Below are 15,997 nucleotides of genomic sequence, written 5' to 3' on the forward strand. Positions count from 1 at the left end.
GAGTCTTTGCGCACGCCGCCGCCATCAGCTTCGCCAGCGGCGTCCCTCCGTTGCAACACCGAAGTCTCTCGGCGTGCGCGCGAAAGCTGCCAAACCCGACAGTGCCGCCATCGGATGAATGACCGCGAAGGTCGGGATGGTCTTCATCAGCGCGGAATGCGGCGCCTTGTCTTCGAAGGCGGCCCGGAATTCCGGTTTTTGCAGCGCCGGCAGGATCTTTTGCGAAATGCCACCGGCCAGAAACACACCGCCGCGCGCCATGAAAATCAGCGCCATGTCGCCGGCCACGCGACCGAGATAGGTCGAAAACAGCGATATACTCTCGACCGCGGCGGGGTTGTTGTCGGCAAGTGCTGCTGTGGTGACCTCGGCCGGATCGTTCAGGACCGGTTCTTCGCCATTGGCGGCGCAAACGGCCCGATAAAGATTCATGATGCCGCGACCGCAGAGGATCTGCTCGCCGGCCATGCGCCCCTCGATCGGCTCCAGGAAAGGCCAGATCTGGAAGTCGCGCTCGGTTCGCGGGCCGATATCGACATGACCGCCTTCGCCGGGCACCGGAAACCAGGTGTGCTGCGCGAAGACCAGGCCGCCGACACCGAGTCCGGTACCCGGACCGAGAACGACGCGGGAGGTCAGCGGGCGAACGCTGCCGCCACCGATCTTCACCAGATCTTCGGCAGCCGGGGCGGCGACGGCCAGCGCCTGCGCCTCGAAATCGTTGATGATCAGGACGTCCTCAAGGCCGAGGCCCGACAGCATGTCCTTGGGGCGTAACACCCAGCCGGCATTGGTCAGCGGAATCTCGTCGCCCTTGATCGGGCCGGCGACGGCGAGGATCGCCGACCGCGGCTGGACCGAGGTCTTGTCGAGGATGCTCTTCTGCAACGCTTCCTCGATCGTCTCGAAATCGCCGGTCTTGATCGGCGGCAGCTGCTTCGGCTCGGCAAAGGCATCGAGCAGCAAAGCGAAGCGGGCATTGGTGCCGCCGATGTCGCCGATCAGGATCGGAAAGGAAAAACTGTTGTCACTCGCACCGGGCATCACACTGTCCATCCTGATCGTCGCCGTGAGGTTTCGAATTCTCTACAGCGCCGCGCGTCAAATATGACGCGCAAAGGACGCTGTAGCACTTAAACTTGCTGCATGAATCCTTAGATCGAATCCGATTTAAGGATTCATGCAGTATCAGTTGTGGTTGAAGTCGATCAACTGCTCCGCCGTTGCGCGATTGAGCGCCATCGGAATATCGTAGACGATCGCAAGCCGCATCAACGCCTTGACGTCAACATCGTGCGGCATCGCCGTCAGCGGATCGACGAAGAAGATCAGAAGCTGGATATCGCCGGTGGCGATCATCGCGCCGATCTGCTGGTCGCCGCCGAGCGGACCGCTTTTCAGGCGCGTGATATCGAGGCTGGGACAAACATCGAGAACGCGGCCGCCAGTCGTGCCCGTGGCAACGATCTTCCATTGCGCGAAGACCGCTTCGTTTGCCTTGGTAAACGCGGCGAGATCATCCTTCTTCTGATCGTGAGCGATCAGGGCAACGCATTTCCGATCCGCCATGCCGTATCCCCGCCAGCAAATTTAAATCGATTTGATGGCCGTATACATGAGCCCGGCAAGATTGAAAAGGCGCAAGCCGAGACGGCTACTGCAGCGTCGGGCGCGCCAGGGGAACGGGAATGTCGGCTGGCGGCAAATCGGCTGCGGCATTGCCGATCACCTGCTCGATGCCCTGTTCGGCAGGCACTGGCGACGCAGCGCGATAGGCCATGCCGAAGGTCGCATCCTGCTCGGTGGCCGGGGCCGGTCCGTTCAGCACCAGGGTGCAGGCCTTCGGCAGATCGGCCATGGTCGTCAACCGGGGCTTCACCGGCTTTTCGCCCGGCTTCTTCTTCGGCTTTGCCCATGGTTCATCTGTAAACCACCAGGCCAGCGATTTGTCGCAGCCATCGCCGGCCGGGACGGCCGCCTGGTCCTTGCAGGTCTTCGAGCCTGCCGGGCATTTGATGCGGATGTGGAAATGGTAGTCGTGGCCATAGATCGGCCGGACCTTGCCGAGCGCAGAACGGTCACCGTTCCAGGTGTCGCAGAGCTTCTTCTTGATCGCCGGATTGACGAAGACCCGTTCGACCTGCGGGTAACTGGCGGCCAGCATGATCAGCCGGGCATGCGCCGGCGTCCAGATCGATGGGTCGACGGTCAGAAACTTGTTCTTCTGCAGCATCGACGTTGCGGAGATGTCTTCCCGCTCCCGGCCCGTCAGCGTCCTCTGCGGCATCGGCGTCAGCCAGATATCGGCATCGAGACCGATCTGGTGCGAGGCGTGGCCGGAGATCATCGGTCCGCCACGCGGCTGCGAGATATCGCCGAGAAGCAGACCCGGCCAGCCGACCTTTTCGGCGGCATCATGGGAGAATTGTTCGATCAGTGCGATCATCTGGGGATGGCCCCAGCGCCGGTTGCGCGACAGCCGCATCGCCTGCCAGGTGGGACCATCCGTCGGGATCGCGACGCCGCCGGCAAGGCAGCCCTTCGCATAGAAGCCATAGGACGAAGGCGCCATCTGAGCCGGCAGCGTCTTGGCGCCGAAAAGCGTCTTTGCCGGCGTGTCGTCGGCCCTGGCAGCATCGGCGATCAAGAAACTCGTTCCGAGCAACAGCGCCAGAAGCGCCGAGCCGCAACGTTGAAGTGGAGCAACCATGTCATTTCGTCCCGTTCATGTCCCGCAGACCCCGACGCCGACGCGCCGTGTCCGATGAACCCCCATCCTAAGGCGCGGTCTTTGCCTCAGCCTTGTGAATCACCGGGATGTGACGCAAAAATTTCGCCTGATTTGCGGCGGTGCCTGTCAATTGCCCCGATTTCGCCTATGCTTTCAAAAAAGAACATTGGAATATAGGGGTACCGGCTGGATGCCAAACTTCTGCAGGACCGTGAAACCTGGCCTCGCGGCCTCGCTTCTGACAGCAGCGCTTCTTCTCCTTCCCCCTGCATCGAATGCCGAAGAACAGCCCGTCTGGCGCAATGGTACGTCGTCGATCGGTGAGCCAAAACATAAGGATGGCTTCGCCCGCTTCGACTACGTCAATCCGGACGCACCGAAAGGCGGCGAGCTGCGGCTCTCGGAAAACGGCACGTTTGACACGTTCAACCCCATCCTCGCCAAGGGCGAAGCGGCGACCGGCGTTTCGTCCCTGGTCTTCGATACGCTGTTGAAAACCGCCGAGGATGAAATCACCACCGCATACGGCCTGCTTGCCGAGGGCGTCTCCTATCCCGACGATATCTCGTCTGCCACTTTTCGCCTGCGTGCGGAGGCCAAGTGGGCCGACGGAACGCCGGTGACCCCGGAGGATGTCATCTTCTCCCTCAACATGGCGAAGGAGCACAATCCACTCCAGTCCAACTATTACCGCCACGTGGTTTCAGCGGAAAAGACCGGCGAGCGCGATATCACCTTCCGCTTTGACGAGAAGAACAACCACGAACTGCCGAACATTCTCGGCCAGTTCCCGATCGTTCCGAAGCACTGGTGGGAGGGGCAGGACGCCAAGGGCAACAAGCGCGATATCTCCCGCACAACGCTGGAACCGGTGATGGGCTCCGGCCCCTACAAGATCGCCTCTTTCCAGGCGGGTGGCTCGATCCGCTTCGAGCTCAGGGACGACTATTGGGGCAAGAACCTCAACGTCAATGTCGGACAATACAATTTCAGCACGATCACCTATGCCTTCTTTAGCGACAGAAACGTGGAATTCGAGGCTTTTCGCGCCGGCAACGTCGATTTCTACCGAGACAGCAGCGCGAGCCATTGGGCGACCGCCTACGACTTTCCGGCCATGAAGGACGGCCGTGTGATCCGCGAGGAGATCGAGAATCCGCTGCGCGCAACCGGGGTCATGCAGGCGCTGGTGCCGAACATGCGCCGCGAGAAGTTTAGGGATCAGCGGGTGCGCGAGGCGCTGAACTACGCCTTCGACTTCGAGGATCTCAACCGCAATCTCGCCTACAACGCCTATCAGCGTGTCGACAGCTATTTCTGGGGCACCGAGCTTGCCTCCTCCAAGCTTCCCGAGGGCCGCGAAAAGGCAATCCTGGAGGAGCTGAAGGACAAGGTTCCGGCCGAAGTCTTCACCACGCCCTATGTGAACCCCATCAACGGCGACCCGCAGAAGGTGCGCGGCAACTTGCGCAAGGCGCTCGACCTGTTCAAGGAGGCGGGCTACGAGCTCAAGGGCAACCGGTTGGTCAACGTCAAGACCGGCGAACCCTTCGGCTTCGAGCTGCTTCTGTCCAACCCATCCTTCGAGCGCACGGTCACGCCATTCATTAACAGCGTCAAGAAAATCGGCATCGATGCCCGCATCCGCACCGTCGACGATTCGCAATACACCAATCGCGTCAGAAGCTTCGACTATGACATGATCTATGGCATCTGGGCGCAGTCCCTGGTGCCAGGAAACGAACAGATCGACATTTGGGGCTCGAGCTCGGTCAACCAGCCGGGATCGAGAAACTATGCCGGCATTGCCGATCCAGCGATCGACGAGCTGATCCGAAGGATCATCTTCGCGCCGAACCGCGAGGAACTGGTTGCGACGACACGGGCGCTCGACCGCGTTCTCCTCTCCCATAACTATGTCGTGCCGCTCTTCTATTCCAAGGCGGTCCGCGTGGCCTATTGGAACCACCTCGCCCATCCGCAGGAGCTGCCCTATTACGGCACCGGCTTCCCGGATGTCTGGTGGTCGAAAAACGCCACGGCCAAATGAAGCCCTTGCACTTGGATGCCGTCTCGATTCCAAATGCAGAAAAACGAATCACTGAAAACGAATATAGGCCCGGCTTGGGCCTGAAAGCCGCAAGGAGACGTGAGGATTGAGACACCATAGGGCGCACGCCGACGCTTCGCGGGTCCGGGCCACCGGCAACACGTCGATCGAAAGGCTGGCCTGATGGGTGCCTATATCCTGCGACGCCTGCTGCTGATGATCCCGACGATCATCGGGATCATGGCGATTTCTTTCACAGTCATTCAGTTTGCGCCCGGCGGACCGGTCGAACAGGTGATTTCGGACCTGACGAACGCCGGCGGCTCCGACCGGCTGAGCGGCAGCAGCGGCGACCTGATGCAGACCGGTGGCGATCAAGGCGGCCAGTACCGAGGCGCCCAGGGGCTCGACCCGGAATTCATCGCCAAGCTCGAAAAACAGTTCGGCTTCGACAAGCCGCCGCTCGAACGCTTCGGCACGATGATGTGGGACTATATCCGCTTCGACTTCGGCGAGAGCTTCTTCCGCAACACGTCGGTCATCGATCTGATCAAGGAGAAGATGCCGGTCTCGATCTCGCTGGGGCTCTGGATCCTGCTGTTTTCCTACGCGATCTCGATCCCGCTCGGCATCAAGAAGGCGGTGTCTGATGGATCGACCTTCGACATCTGGACCTCGGGCATCATCATCGTCGGCTATGCCGTTCCGAGCTTCCTTTTCGGCATCCTGCTGATCGTCGTCTTTGCCGGCGGCTCGTTCCTCGACTGGTTTCCGCTGCGCGGCATCGTTTCCGACAATTTCTGGCAACTGCCCTGGTGGCAGAAGATCCTCGACTACTTCTGGCACATGACGCTGCCGCTGATCACGCTTTTGCTTTCGGCCTTCGCGACAACGACGCTCTTGACCAAGAATTCGTTCATCGACGAGATCAAGAAGCAGTATGTGACGACGGCGCGCGCCAAGGGCCTGAATGACCGTCAGGTGCTCTACGGCCACGTCTTCCGCAACGCTATGCTGATCATCATCGCCGGTTTCCCGAGCGCCTTCATCTCGGCCTTCTTCACCGGTTCGCTGTTGATCGAATATATCTTCTCGCTCGATGGCCTTGGGCGGCTCGGCTATGATTCCGTCGTCAAGCGCGACTATCCGATCGTCTTTGCGACGCTGTTCATCTTCTCGCTGATGGGGCTGCTCGTCAGCCTGCTCTCCGACCTCATCTACACCTGGGTCGATCCGCGCATCGATTTCGAGCGGAGGGACGTGTGATGAGCACCGTAACCACTGCCCCCACCCAGGTTGCCGCCCCGCCGCGTGGCTGGCTGTCGCCGGTCAACAAGCGGCGCTGGCAGAACTTCAAGGCGAACCGGCGCGGCTACTGGTCGCTCTGGCTGTTCCTTCTGCTGTTCGTGCTCAGCCTGTTTGCCGAATTCATCGCCAACGACAAGCCGATCATCGCCTCCTACAAGGGCGAGATCCTGTTTCCTGCGGTGGTCAACTATCCGGAGGAGAAGTTCGGCGGCTTCCTTGCCGAGACCGACTATCGCTCCGACTACATTCGCGACGAGATCGAGGGCAACGGCTGGATGATCTGGCCGCCGATCCGCTACTCCTACCAGACGGTCAACTCGAACATTCCGCATTCGGCGCCGACAAAGCCCTTCTGGCTGATGAGCACGGAGGAACGCTGCTCGGCCTATCCGGAAGGCACCGCCGACCGCAACTGCATTGCCGGCAACCTCAACTGGCTCGGCACCGACGACCAGGCGCGCGACGTGACGGCGCGCATGATCTACGGCTTCCGCATCTCGGTGCTCTTCGGGCTGGTACTCACCATCGCCTCCGCGATCATCGGCGTGACGGCCGGCGCAGTGCAGGGCTATTTCGGCGGCTGGACCGACCTCTTGATGCAGCGCTTCATCGAGATCTGGTCGTCGATGCCGGTGCTCTACATTCTCTTGATCATCGCCGCGATCCTGCCGCCGGGCTTCTTCATCCTGCTCGGCATCATGCTCTTGTTTTCCTGGGTCGGCTTTGTCGGCGTCGTGCGCGCCGAGTTCCTGCGGGCACGCAACTTCGAATATGTGAATGCAGCGCGCGCGCTTGGCGTCGGCAACGGCACGATCATGTACCGTCACCTGCTGCCGAACGCGATGGTGGCGACCCTGACCTTCCTGCCGTTCATCCTTTCTGGCTCGATCACCACGCTGACCTCGCTCGACTTCCTCGGCTTCGGCATGCCGCCGGGCTCGCCTTCCCTTGGCGAGATGATCGCGCAGGGCAAATCCAATCTGCAGGCGCCCTGGCTCGGGCTGACGGCCTTCTGCGTCATGTCGGTGATGCTGTCGCTGCTGATCTTCGTCGGCGAAGCGACCCGCGATGCCTTCGACCCGAGAAAGACATTCCGGTGAGCGCGACGATGACCGATCCCATTCTCTCCGTCCGCGATCTGTCGGTCGCTTTCCATCAGGGCGGTAACACCTCGCTTGCGGTCGATAGCATTTCCTTCGACATCAAGCGCGGCGAAACGGTTGCGCTTGTCGGTGAGTCCGGCTCCGGCAAGTCCGTGTCCGCCAACTCGATTCTGAAGCTCCTGCCCTACCCTTCGGCAAGCCATCCGAGCGGCGAAATCCACTTCAACGGCAAGGACCTGCTGAAGGCCAGCGATGCGGAGCTGCGCCATGTGCGCGGCAACGACATCACGATGATCTTCCAGGAGCCGATGACATCGCTCAATCCGCTGCATCCGATCGAACGGCAGATCGGCGAGATCCTGGAGCTGCATCAGGGACTGGAAGGAGCCGCGGCGCGCACGAGAATTCTCGAGCTCTTGAACCAGGTCGGCATCCGCGAGCCGGAGAAGCGGCTTGGCGCCTATCCTCACGAGCTTTCCGGTGGCCAGCGCCAGCGCGTGATGATCGCCATGGCGCTCGCCAACCGGCCGGAGCTTTTGATCGCCGACGAGCCGACGACGGCGCTCGACGTCACGGTGCAGGCCCAGATCCTCGAACTCTTGAAAACGCTGAAAGACGAGCACGGCATGTCGATGCTGTTCATCACCCATGACCTCGGCATCGTGCGAAAAATCGCAGACAGGGTCTGCGTGATGACCAAGGGCAAGATCGTCGAGACCGGGCCGACCGCCGAGATCTTTGCCAATCCACAGCATGCCTATACCCGCCACCTGCTCGCATCCGAGCCAAGGGGTAACCCGCCGCTTTCGGACGCCTCCAAGCCAGTCGTCATGGAAGCGGCTGATGTGAAGGTTTGGTTTCCGATCAAGGCCGGCTTCCTGCGCAAGGTCGTCGACCACGTGAAGGCGGTCGACGGCATCGACCTTAAGCTGCGCGCCGGCCAGACGCTCGGCGTCGTCGGCGAATCGGGTTCCGGCAAGACGACGCTCGGTCTGGCGCTGACGCGGCTGATATCGTCCAAGGGACGGATCGCCTTCGTCGGCAAGGACATCGCCGCCTACAGCTTCCGCGAAATGCGGCCGCTTCGAAACCGGATGCAGGTCGTCTTCCAGGACCCTTACGGTTCTCTGAGCCCGCGCATGTCGATTTCCGACATCATCGCCGAAGGGCTGAAAATCCACGAGAGCGCGCTGTCGGACAACGAGCGCGATCAACGCGTCGCCGCAGCGCTCGAGGAAGTGGGGCTCGACCCCGCCACCCGCTGGCGCTATCCGCACGAATTCTCCGGCGGCCAACGGCAGCGCATCGCGATTGCGCGTGCGATGGTACTGAAGCCGAAATTCGTGATGCTGGATGAGCCGACCTCGGCGCTCGACATGAGCGTCCAGGCGCAGGTGGTCGACCTGCTGCGCGACCTGCAGCACAAGCACGACCTCGCCTATCTCTTCATCAGCCACGACCTCAAGGTTGTGCGGGCGCTTGCCAACGAGATGATCGTGATGCGCATGGGCAAGGTCGTCGAGCAGGGCCCGGCGGAGCGCATCTTCAATGCGCCGCAGGAGGATTATACCAAGGCCCTGATGGCGGCAGCCTTCAACCTCGAAGCCGTCAACCTGTCCGCCATCCGCCAGTAGAGTCCTAACAATGCCCTCGAAAAGCTCCGTCATCATCGATCTGAAGTTCATTCCCGAGGAGGTTGCGGCAGCCCTGAAGGGCGCCTTCCCGGACCGGGAGGTGATCAACCGAGCCGATGCCATCCACGACAATCGCGATCTCTCTGATATCGACTATGCCGTCGTGTGGAAATCGGCACCGGACCTTTTCGAGAGAGCGCCGGATCTCAAGGTGGTGTTCTCCGGCGGCGCCGGCGTCGACCATGTCCTGACGCTGCCGGGATTGCCGGATGTGCCGCTTGTGCGCTTCGTCGATCGCAGCCTGACGACACGCATGAGCGAATGGGTGGTGATGCAATGCCTCATGCATCTGCGCCAGCACAGCACCTATGAGGCGCTGGCGGCAAAGCGGGAGTGGCGCGACCTTTCCCAACCCGAGGCGGCGGACATTACCGTCGGCATCATGGGCATGGGCGTGCTTGGACAGGATGCGGCCCGTAAGCTTTCGGCCTTGGGCTTCAAGGTCGTCGGCTGGTCGCGCAGCACGAAGGCGATCGACGGCATCGAGACCTATGGCGGTGACGAGCTGGACGCCTTCCTGGCGCGCACGGACTTCCTGGTTGGCCTGTTGCCGCTGACGCCGGAGACCCGCGGCATCTTCAATGCCGGACTTTTTGCCAAGCTGAGCCGCAACGGCCCCTTTGGCGCCCCGGTCTTCATCAATGGCGGCCGCGGCGGCAGCCAGGTCGAAACCGATATCTTGAGCTCACTCGATTCGGGCCTTCTCGGCGCAGCGTCCCTTGACGTTTTCGAGCAGGAGCCGCTTTCGCCAGAAAGCCGCTTCTGGCAGATGCCGAATGTCTATGTAACGCCGCATGTCGCAGCTTCGTCCGACGTCAAGGCGCTGTTCCGCCACGTCGAACAGCAGATCGCCCGCCTCGAAAGCGGGCAACCTTTGCAGCACGTCGTCGATAAATTAGCCGGCTACTGAGCGCTTAGAACGCTTCCGGCCTCGAGAGAGCCGCCCAAACCCTCTATCTCTTTGTTTTTGCGCATTACCTGACGGAAAACCGCTTCGCACTTTTCCTGGAAATGCTTAAGGGCGGCGATAGCCCGTCGGCTGGTCGTAGAGCCAACCGATGCGTTCGATCGACGCTTCCAGTCCCTCGCGGGCAACGGTCATCGTATGGCCGTTGGCATGGATCAGCGTTTCGTCGTCTTCCATCAGCGCAACGTGGCCCTTCCAGAAGACGAGGTCGCCGCGCCTAAGCTCCTCACGGGCGATCGGCGTTCCCAAGCCTGCAGCCTGCATGTCGGAGTCGCGCGGGGCGAGCTTGCCGACCATCATCATCGACAGCTGCACAAGGCCGGAACAATCAATGCCGAAACCGGAACGACCGCCCCAGAGATAGGGAGTTTCGACGAAGCGGGCGGCAACCGAGACATAGTCTCCGGGCACGACGCTGCCGACCTCGATGCAATGGTTGGCGATCACCGCCTGGCCGCCGTCGAGCAGGAAGTAGCGCGTGCCACGGGTCTCGCGCTCGTCGACAACGCTGAGACGGCTGCCCATCGACAACGGATAAACAGTCGGAAAACGCAAGTCATGACCGGAATAGACGAAGGTGCGCGGGGCCGAGACGATGTGCGTCGGGCTCTTGACCACCGGCGCAAGGCAATATTCCGGAAGGTAGCCGACATAGCCGTCGAGATCCGCCTTCACCCAGCACCAGCTCTCGTTGGTATCGAGCACCCGAACCGATTCGCCGAGCAGCAGTTCGGTATCGGTACCGCAGGCAAGATCGGGCTTTGCCCTGAGCGGCGTTACCGGCACGGAGACGCGGGCAACGCTTCCCTCGACATAGCGCTCGGCCTCCACGACACCGCGAAGGCGGCTTTCGGCGAGGTCGGCTCGATAGGCATTCAGGCGGCGATCGGGAAGTGTCGACATGTCAACTCACTTAGGCTGTTTGCGGCCCTGATCAATGATCAGATCGCCGAATTTTTCAAGATAGAGAGCACCGTCGACTGTCCTTTTGATGACCACGTTGCGCCGATCGCGGTCGTCGCGGGCGCGGTCGACAAGGCCGAGGGCGCCCATGGTATCGAGTGCTCGCGTGATCACCGGCTTGGTGACGCCAAGGGTTGCGGCAAGGCCACGAACGGTGTGGGGCGGCGGCACGAGATAGATCTGCAAGAGGATCGCCATCTGGCGCAGCGTCAGATCGCGACCGTCCACCCGCACCTGTTCCAACGATACCATGTGCCAGAGCCCGAGGGCCTGGGAGGGCGTAAGCTCGACCGGCAATGGCAACTCCTGCGCAACCGCATGAATCCCTCGATCGCTCTCCGGTTCGAGGATTCAAACAGACAGTCAACGAACGACAGCGACCAATACACTTCCAAGGGAAGCGCGGCGCTGCGGTAGTCCGCCACCATAGCGGCGGACCGTTACGCAAGCGTTGCTTTTTCGGACGACCGGCGCAGGGTCAGCGCCGGTCGTCTTCATCAGAGACTTACTTGGCGATCCGCCCGATATGCTGATAGAGCGCGCGAATAGCCTGAGCCTCACCGCCAACAGGCGAATGCGGCCGCTCGGACTGGGCCCACCCGAAGATATCGAAATGCACCCAGCTTTTGGTGTTGGTGACGAAGCGCTTGAGGAAGAGCGCGGCGGTGATCGAACCTGCCATGCCGCCCGAAGGCGCGTTCGTCAGGTCGGCAATGCGCGCGGAGACGTCCTTGTCGTAGCCCATGTGCAGAGGCATGCGCCACATCGGATCGTCGACGCTGAGGCTCGCCTCAGAGAGATCCTGCGCCAGCTCGGCGTCGTCGGTGAAGAACGGCGGCAGGTCGGGACCGAGTGCAACGCGGGCGGCACCGGTCAGCGTTGCCATATCGACAAGCAGCTCGTTCTTTTCCTCGTCGGCATAGGCGAGCGCATCGGCAAGAATGAGACGGCCTTCGGCATCGGTGTTGTCGATCTGCACCGTCAGGCCCTTGCGGCTGCGATAGATGTCGCCCGGCCGGAAGGCATTGGCGGAGATCGAGTTCTCGACGACGGGGATGATGACGCGCAGATCGACCTTGAGCTTTGCATCCATGATCATCAGCGCGAGGCCCATGACGTTGGCGGCACCGCCCATGTCCTTCTTCATTAGCAGCATTGAGGAAGCGGGCTTGATGTCGAGGCCGCCGGTGTCGAAGCAGACGCCCTTGCCGACCAGCGTCACTTTCTTGTGGCCCTTCTTGCCCCAGCGCAGTTCAAGAAGACGCGGCGCTTCTGCGCTCGCACGGCCGACCGTGTGAACAAGCGGGAAGTTCTGCGTCAGAAGAGCCTCGCCCGATATCACCGAGACATCCGCCTTGTAGTGCGTCGCAAGTGCGCGGAATGCTGCTTCCAGCGCCTCAGGGCCCATGTCGTTGGTCGGCGTGTTGATGAGGTCGCGGGCAAGGAAGACGCCGGCGAGCTGACGCTTGATATCGGCAGCATCGGCATCGGTCGGGATGAGCAAGGTCGGCGGCTCGCCCTTTGCCGACTTGTAACGCTCGAAGCGATAGGAGCCGAGACCATAGCCGAGTGCCAGCCGGTTGGCTGTGAGCGGCGCCGTTTCGATATGCCACTTGCCGGGTGGCAGGGCGCGCGCGAGCTTGCCGGTCAGGAACGGCGCCTCGGATGGGTTGCCGCCCAGGCCGAAGAGCGCGCCGCCGAGATGGCCATCGGCGGATGGGATCAGAAGGACCGCGCCCGATTCGGCCTTGAAGCCGGCCTTTCGGGCCCAATCAAGCGCGATCGGATCGATGGCTCCCGTTTCGATATGCGCCGGCGTGACCGCGAAGATCGGCAGAGTCTTGCCTGCGCTGGTGTTGAACGGCGACGGCCGCTCGATGAACTGATAGGGGGCCATGGAAGTCCTCGGCTGACAGAGATGGATTCGCGCAATTAACGCTCTGTTAGGGTTAACAGATTATTGCTGGAGTGAAAGTTGCGCCGATGTTGTTTGGAGTTCTGGTGCGCGAATGCATGCTGGGGACACCGCCGATGGCCAAACGCACGATCTCATCCCTAAACGCCAACCGTCTGCTGCAAGGCGCCGCGATCGCGATCGTCGCCCTGTCTGTCGCCGGCTGTGCCAACCAGCCGAAGAAGGAGCTGACGACCGGTTCCATTTCGGGCACGTCGAAGTCGGTTCAATCGATGACCGCATCGGAACTGTCCCAGGCAGCCGAAGGCATCGGCCAGGCCTATGAGAAGAACCCGCGGGATCGCGAGGCGGGGCTCAACTACGCCAATCTTCTGCGCATGACCGGGCGCAACGAACAGGCGCTTGCCGTCATGCAGCAGGTCGCCATCAACCATCCGCGGGACCGCGAGGTCCTCGGCGCCTACGGCAAGGCGCAGGCAGCGGCCGGACAACTGGATCAGGCACTGAACACGATCAGTCGCGCGCAGACGCCGGATCGGCCGGACTGGAAGCTGAAATCGGCCGAGGGCGCGATCCTTGACCAACTCGGACGTGCCCAGGAGGCGCGCCTGCGCTATCGCGAAGCGCTCGAGCTCAAGCCGAACGAGCCTTCGGTGCTCTCCAACCTCGGCATGTCCTATCTTCTGACCAAGGACCTGCGCACGGCGGAGACCTATCTCAAGTCCGCCGCGAGCCAACCCGGCGCCGACAGCAGCGTACGGCAGAACCTCGCACTCGCCGTCGGGCTGCAGGGACGCTTTCAAGAGGCCGAAACGATCGCCCGCCAGGAGCTTTCCGGGGAGCAGGCAGAAGCCAACGTGAAATATCTGCGCTCGATGCTGTCGCAGCAAGGTGCGTGGACGCAGCTGGCCAAGGCGGACGAAACCAACACCAACTGAGATCACGGAACGGAACCGGTGTCTGTCGCACGCCCCAAGCCCGCTACAGCGACCTTTGCGCGTCTAATAAGACGTGCTGCGCTGTAGGAATCGCTGACTGCGCTTTAAGCCTTTGTTTTTGCGCATGTCGCGCAAAAGTGCGTAGCGGTTTTGCGATAGTGACATGCGCTAGGCTGATCTCAAGCCGCCTCTGATTTGCAAGCCTCCACAGCCTCGCGCGTTCAATGGAATACGCGACGAGCGCCATGGGCGGCCCGACTTTTCGGCACAATTTCCCAAATTGCATCCGCTCTGAAGAATTGTGCAGCAGCGGGATCAGAAACGATCGGCGACCTGGATGCCGGCCGGACCGAGGATGACGGCGACGAGAACCGGCAGGAAGAACAGGATCATCGGCACTGTGAGCTTGGGCGGCAGCGCCGCCGCCTTCTTTTCAGCGGCATTCATGCGCTGATCGCGGCTTTCCTGCGCCAGAACGCGCAGCGCCTGGGCAATCGGGGTGCCGTAGCGGTCGGCCTGGATCAGCGCCTGAACCACCGATTTCACATCATCGAGGCCCGTCCGGTGGCCGAGGTTTTCGAGCGCGATCCGGCGTTCGGGCAGGAAGGAAAGCTCGGCCGTCGTCAACACCAATTCCTCCGCCAGAGCCGGCGACTGGGAGGCAATTTCATCGGCAACGCGCCGCATGCCAAGCTCCATCGAGACGCCGGATTCAACGCAGATCAGCAGGAGATCGAGCGCATCCGGCCAGGCGCGACGAATGGAATGCTGTCGCTTCGAGATGGCGTTGGCGACAAAGATGTTCGGCGCATAGAAGCCGACATAGGCAAAACCGACGGCAAATGCGAACCGCATCATGAACGGCTTTTCGGCAAAATTGCCGAGCACGAAAACATAGATGATCGCGATGACCAGGAACAGGAACGGAAGGCAGAAGCGCGCGAAGAGGAAGGTGTTGAGCGCGTTCTGGGACCGATAGCCCGCCGTCTTGAGACGGTTGACCGTGTTGTCGTCAACGAGGGCTTTGCGCAGATTCAGCCGCTCGACCACCTGGCGAACGGACGTATTGTTCTGACCGCGCAAATTGGCCTTGCCGCTCGAGACTTCGGCCGCCAGGCGCGCGCGTTCCCGTGCGCGGATCTGTTCGCGCTCGGTCGCCACCGATTTCATCCGCTTGCCGAGGTCTCCGCGCTCCAAGAGCGGCACCACGAGAGAATAGAAGGTCGCCAGCACTGCAAATGAGACAAGAACGGCAAAGACGACATTGGGATCCGTCAGTGTCTTGATCAATCCTTCGCTCATAATCGTCCCTCAGATATCGAAATTGATCATGTTGCGCATCACCAGAATGCCGATACTCATCCAGACCAAGCCAGCGCCAATGATGAGATGGCCGCGCGGGTCAGTGAACAGGACCATCATGTAGTCGGGTGAGGTAACGTAAACGAGGAACGACACGATGAATGGCAGGGCGCCAATAATGCAAGCCGAAGCCTTTGCCTCCATCGACAGAGCGCTGACCTTGGCCTTCATCTTCTTTCGTTCACGCAACACCTTCGACAGGTTGCCGAGCGCTTCGGACAGGTTGCCACCCGCCTGCGCCTGAATACCAATAACAATGGCGAAGAAATTCACCTCTGCCAGTGGAATGCTATTGATCATGCGGGCGCATGCCTCGGTGACGCTGAGGCCGACCTGCTGAGAATCGACGACGCGGCGAAATTCGGTTTTGACCGGCTCCTGGCCGTCACCGGCGATGAGGCGCAGGGCATCATTCAACGGAAGACCCGATTTGATCGAGCGAACCATGATGTCGAGCGCGTTCGGAAACTCCTCAAGGAATTTCTTGCAGCGACGCTTGATCAGGAAGCCGATGAACCAGCGTGGCAGGCCAGCGGCGGCGATCAGGCTGATGCCAGCCGAGATCGCGAGACCGGCGCCAGCCATGAGCGTTATGATGAAGGCGACGAAGCCGAAAGCCGCACTGAAAAGATAAAACTGCGTCAGGGAAATGGACAGGTTTGCCTGTGCCAGGCGGGCCTTCATCGATGGCGCCGTCTTGCTCGATTTTTCCTGTTGCTTCTTCTCGAGTTCCTTCAACGAGTCCTGAACGGACTTGCGTCGCTTCGACATTTCGTTGACACGATCGCGAGCTGCCTTGACCTTGACCCGATCTGTTTCGGCGGCGCCGACTTTGCGAATTCGACCTTCCGCCTTCTTCTCGGTTTCTATCCGCGAATACAGGACAACATAGGCAAGGGCCGCCGCTGAAATTGCGACGAGGAAGGCCAGCGCCAGGACGGGGATGCCTATGCCGAACATCGCGGC

Annotated in this window: 14 protein-coding genes; 6 read left to right on the top strand and 8 right to left on the bottom strand. The window is 61.3% G+C overall.

The genetic code is table 11. The annotated features are described in order from the left end of the window. Positions 1–24 precede the first annotated feature (24 nt). The 3 genes from ASD00_RS02685 to mepA form a co-directional block, all read right to left on the bottom strand. Entirely contained in the window at positions 25–1,044 is a 1,020-nt protein-coding gene (locus ASD00_RS02685) for a glucokinase (RefSeq protein WP_025425409.1), read from the bottom strand. A 144-nt stretch (positions 1,045–1,188) separates the two neighbouring features. Further along, on the bottom strand, positions 1,189–1,569 hold the full coding sequence (locus ASD00_RS02690; protein WP_025425408.1) for a methylglyoxal synthase: 381 nt from the start codon (positions 1,567–1,569) through the stop codon (positions 1,189–1,191). 85 nt (positions 1,570–1,654) lie between these two features. Then, positions 1,655–2,710 carry a penicillin-insensitive murein endopeptidase gene (mepA, locus tag ASD00_RS02695; RefSeq protein WP_025425407.1) on the bottom strand — a complete coding sequence of 352 codons (1,056 nt, stop codon included), beginning with the start codon at positions 2,708–2,710 and terminating at the stop codon, positions 1,655–1,657. Positions 2,711–2,921: 211 nt separating this feature from the next. Between mepA and ASD00_RS02700 the strand changes: the two genes are divergently transcribed. The 5 genes from ASD00_RS02700 (at position 2,922) to ASD00_RS02720 (ending at position 9,796) form a co-directional block, all read left to right on the top strand. Continuing rightward, the gene (locus tag ASD00_RS02700; RefSeq protein ID WP_025425406.1) at positions 2,922–4,781 is read left to right on the top strand and encodes an extracellular solute-binding protein; all 1,860 of its coding nucleotides are present in this window, start codon (positions 2,922–2,924) and stop codon (positions 4,779–4,781) included. Positions 4,782–4,964: 183 nt separating this feature from the next. Next, positions 4,965–6,047 carry a microcin C ABC transporter permease YejB gene (locus tag ASD00_RS02705; RefSeq protein ID WP_025425405.1) on the top strand — a complete coding sequence of 361 codons (1,083 nt, stop codon included), beginning with the start codon at positions 4,965–4,967 and terminating at the stop codon, positions 6,045–6,047. Then, complete coding sequence (locus ASD00_RS02710; protein ID WP_025425404.1) at positions 6,047–7,189, top strand: ABC transporter permease; 1,143 nt, start codon at positions 6,047–6,049, stop codon at positions 7,187–7,189. The genes ASD00_RS02705 and ASD00_RS02710 overlap by 1 nt, the downstream gene beginning before the upstream one ends. Before the next feature lie 8 nt (positions 7,190–7,197). Then, complete coding sequence (locus ASD00_RS02715) at positions 7,198–8,826, top strand: ABC transporter ATP-binding protein (protein ID WP_025425403.1); 1,629 nt, start codon at positions 7,198–7,200, stop codon at positions 8,824–8,826. 10 nt (positions 8,827–8,836) lie between these two features. Beyond that, complete coding sequence (locus tag ASD00_RS02720) at positions 8,837–9,796, top strand: glyoxylate/hydroxypyruvate reductase A (RefSeq protein WP_025425402.1); 960 nt, start codon at positions 8,837–8,839, stop codon at positions 9,794–9,796. Between the two features lie 105 nt (positions 9,797–9,901). On the opposite strand, the gene ASD00_RS02725 is transcribed toward ASD00_RS02720, so the two are convergent. The 3 genes from ASD00_RS02725 to ASD00_RS02735 all read right to left on the bottom strand — a co-directional run bounded on the left by ASD00_RS02725 (position 9,902) and on the right by ASD00_RS02735 (position 12,713). Beyond that, complete coding sequence (locus ASD00_RS02725; protein WP_025425401.1) at positions 9,902–10,756, bottom strand: NlpC/P60 family protein; 855 nt, start codon at positions 10,754–10,756, stop codon at positions 9,902–9,904. Between the two features lie 6 nt (positions 10,757–10,762). Further along, positions 10,763–11,113 (bottom strand): MarR family winged helix-turn-helix transcriptional regulator, encoded by a 351-nt coding sequence (locus ASD00_RS02730; protein ID WP_025425400.1) that lies wholly within the window; start codon positions 11,111–11,113, stop codon positions 10,763–10,765. Between the two features lie 208 nt (positions 11,114–11,321). Continuing rightward, on the bottom strand, positions 11,322–12,713 hold the full coding sequence (locus tag ASD00_RS02735; protein ID WP_025425399.1) for a M17 family metallopeptidase: 1,392 nt from the start codon (positions 12,711–12,713) through the stop codon (positions 11,322–11,324). 134 nt (positions 12,714–12,847) lie between these two features. Here ASD00_RS02735 and ASD00_RS02740 point away from each other — a divergent pair, with 134 nt between their 5' ends. Continuing rightward, a complete protein-coding gene (locus ASD00_RS02740; RefSeq protein ID WP_057204444.1) occupies positions 12,848–13,669 on the top strand; it encodes a tetratricopeptide repeat protein in 822 nt (273 codons plus the stop codon). A 315-nt stretch (positions 13,670–13,984) separates the two neighbouring features. Here ASD00_RS02740 and ASD00_RS02750 read toward each other — a convergent pair whose 3' ends face one another. Then, positions 13,985–14,971 (bottom strand): type II secretion system F family protein, encoded by a 987-nt coding sequence (locus ASD00_RS02750; protein WP_057204392.1) that lies wholly within the window; start codon positions 14,969–14,971, stop codon positions 13,985–13,987. A 9-nt stretch (positions 14,972–14,980) separates the two neighbouring features. Next, on the bottom strand, positions 14,981–15,991 hold the full coding sequence (locus tag ASD00_RS02755) for a type II secretion system F family protein (protein ID WP_057204394.1): 1,011 nt from the start codon (positions 15,989–15,991) through the stop codon (positions 14,981–14,983). Positions 15,992–15,997: the final 6 nt, after the last annotated feature.

This window comes from Ensifer sp. Root31 (assembly GCF_001424825.1).
GTDB classification, from domain to species: Bacteria; Pseudomonadota; Alphaproteobacteria; order Rhizobiales; family Rhizobiaceae; genus Ensifer; species Ensifer canadensis.

Excerpts from the sequence above, each read along its gene's own strand:
- mepA (WP_025425407.1), bottom strand. The coding sequence starts at position 2,710 with ATGGTTGCTCCACTTCAACGTTGCGGCTCGGCGCTTCTGGCGCTGTTG.
- ASD00_RS02735 (WP_025425399.1), bottom strand. The coding sequence starts at position 12,713 with ATGGCCCCCTATCAGTTCATCGAGCGGCCGTCGCCGTTCAACACCAGC.
- ASD00_RS02750 (WP_057204392.1), bottom strand. The coding sequence starts at position 14,971 with ATGAGCGAAGGATTGATCAAGACACTGACGGATCCCAATGTCGTCTTT.
- ASD00_RS02705 (WP_025425405.1), top strand. The coding sequence starts at position 4,965 with ATGGGTGCCTATATCCTGCGACGCCTGCTGCTGATGATCCCGACGATC.
- ASD00_RS02720 (WP_025425402.1), top strand. The coding sequence starts at position 8,837 with ATGCCCTCGAAAAGCTCCGTCATCATCGATCTGAAGTTCATTCCCGAG.
- ASD00_RS02690 (WP_025425408.1), bottom strand. The coding sequence starts at position 1,569 with ATGGCGGATCGGAAATGCGTTGCCCTGATCGCTCACGATCAGAAGAAG.
- ASD00_RS02725 (WP_025425401.1), bottom strand. The coding sequence starts at position 10,756 with ATGTCGACACTTCCCGATCGCCGCCTGAATGCCTATCGAGCCGACCTC.
- ASD00_RS02700 (WP_025425406.1), top strand. The coding sequence starts at position 2,922 with ATGCCAAACTTCTGCAGGACCGTGAAACCTGGCCTCGCGGCCTCGCTT.
- ASD00_RS02740 (WP_057204444.1), top strand. The coding sequence starts at position 12,848 with ATGGCCAAACGCACGATCTCATCCCTAAACGCCAACCGTCTGCTGCAA.
- ASD00_RS02710 (WP_025425404.1), top strand. The coding sequence starts at position 6,047 with ATGAGCACCGTAACCACTGCCCCCACCCAGGTTGCCGCCCCGCCGCGT.
- ASD00_RS02715 (WP_025425403.1), top strand. The coding sequence starts at position 7,198 with ATGACCGATCCCATTCTCTCCGTCCGCGATCTGTCGGTCGCTTTCCAT.
- ASD00_RS02755 (WP_057204394.1), bottom strand. The coding sequence starts at position 15,991 with ATGTTCGGCATAGGCATCCCCGTCCTGGCGCTGGCCTTCCTCGTCGCA.
- ASD00_RS02685 (WP_025425409.1), bottom strand. The coding sequence starts at position 1,044 with ATGCCCGGTGCGAGTGACAACAGTTTTTCCTTTCCGATCCTGATCGGC.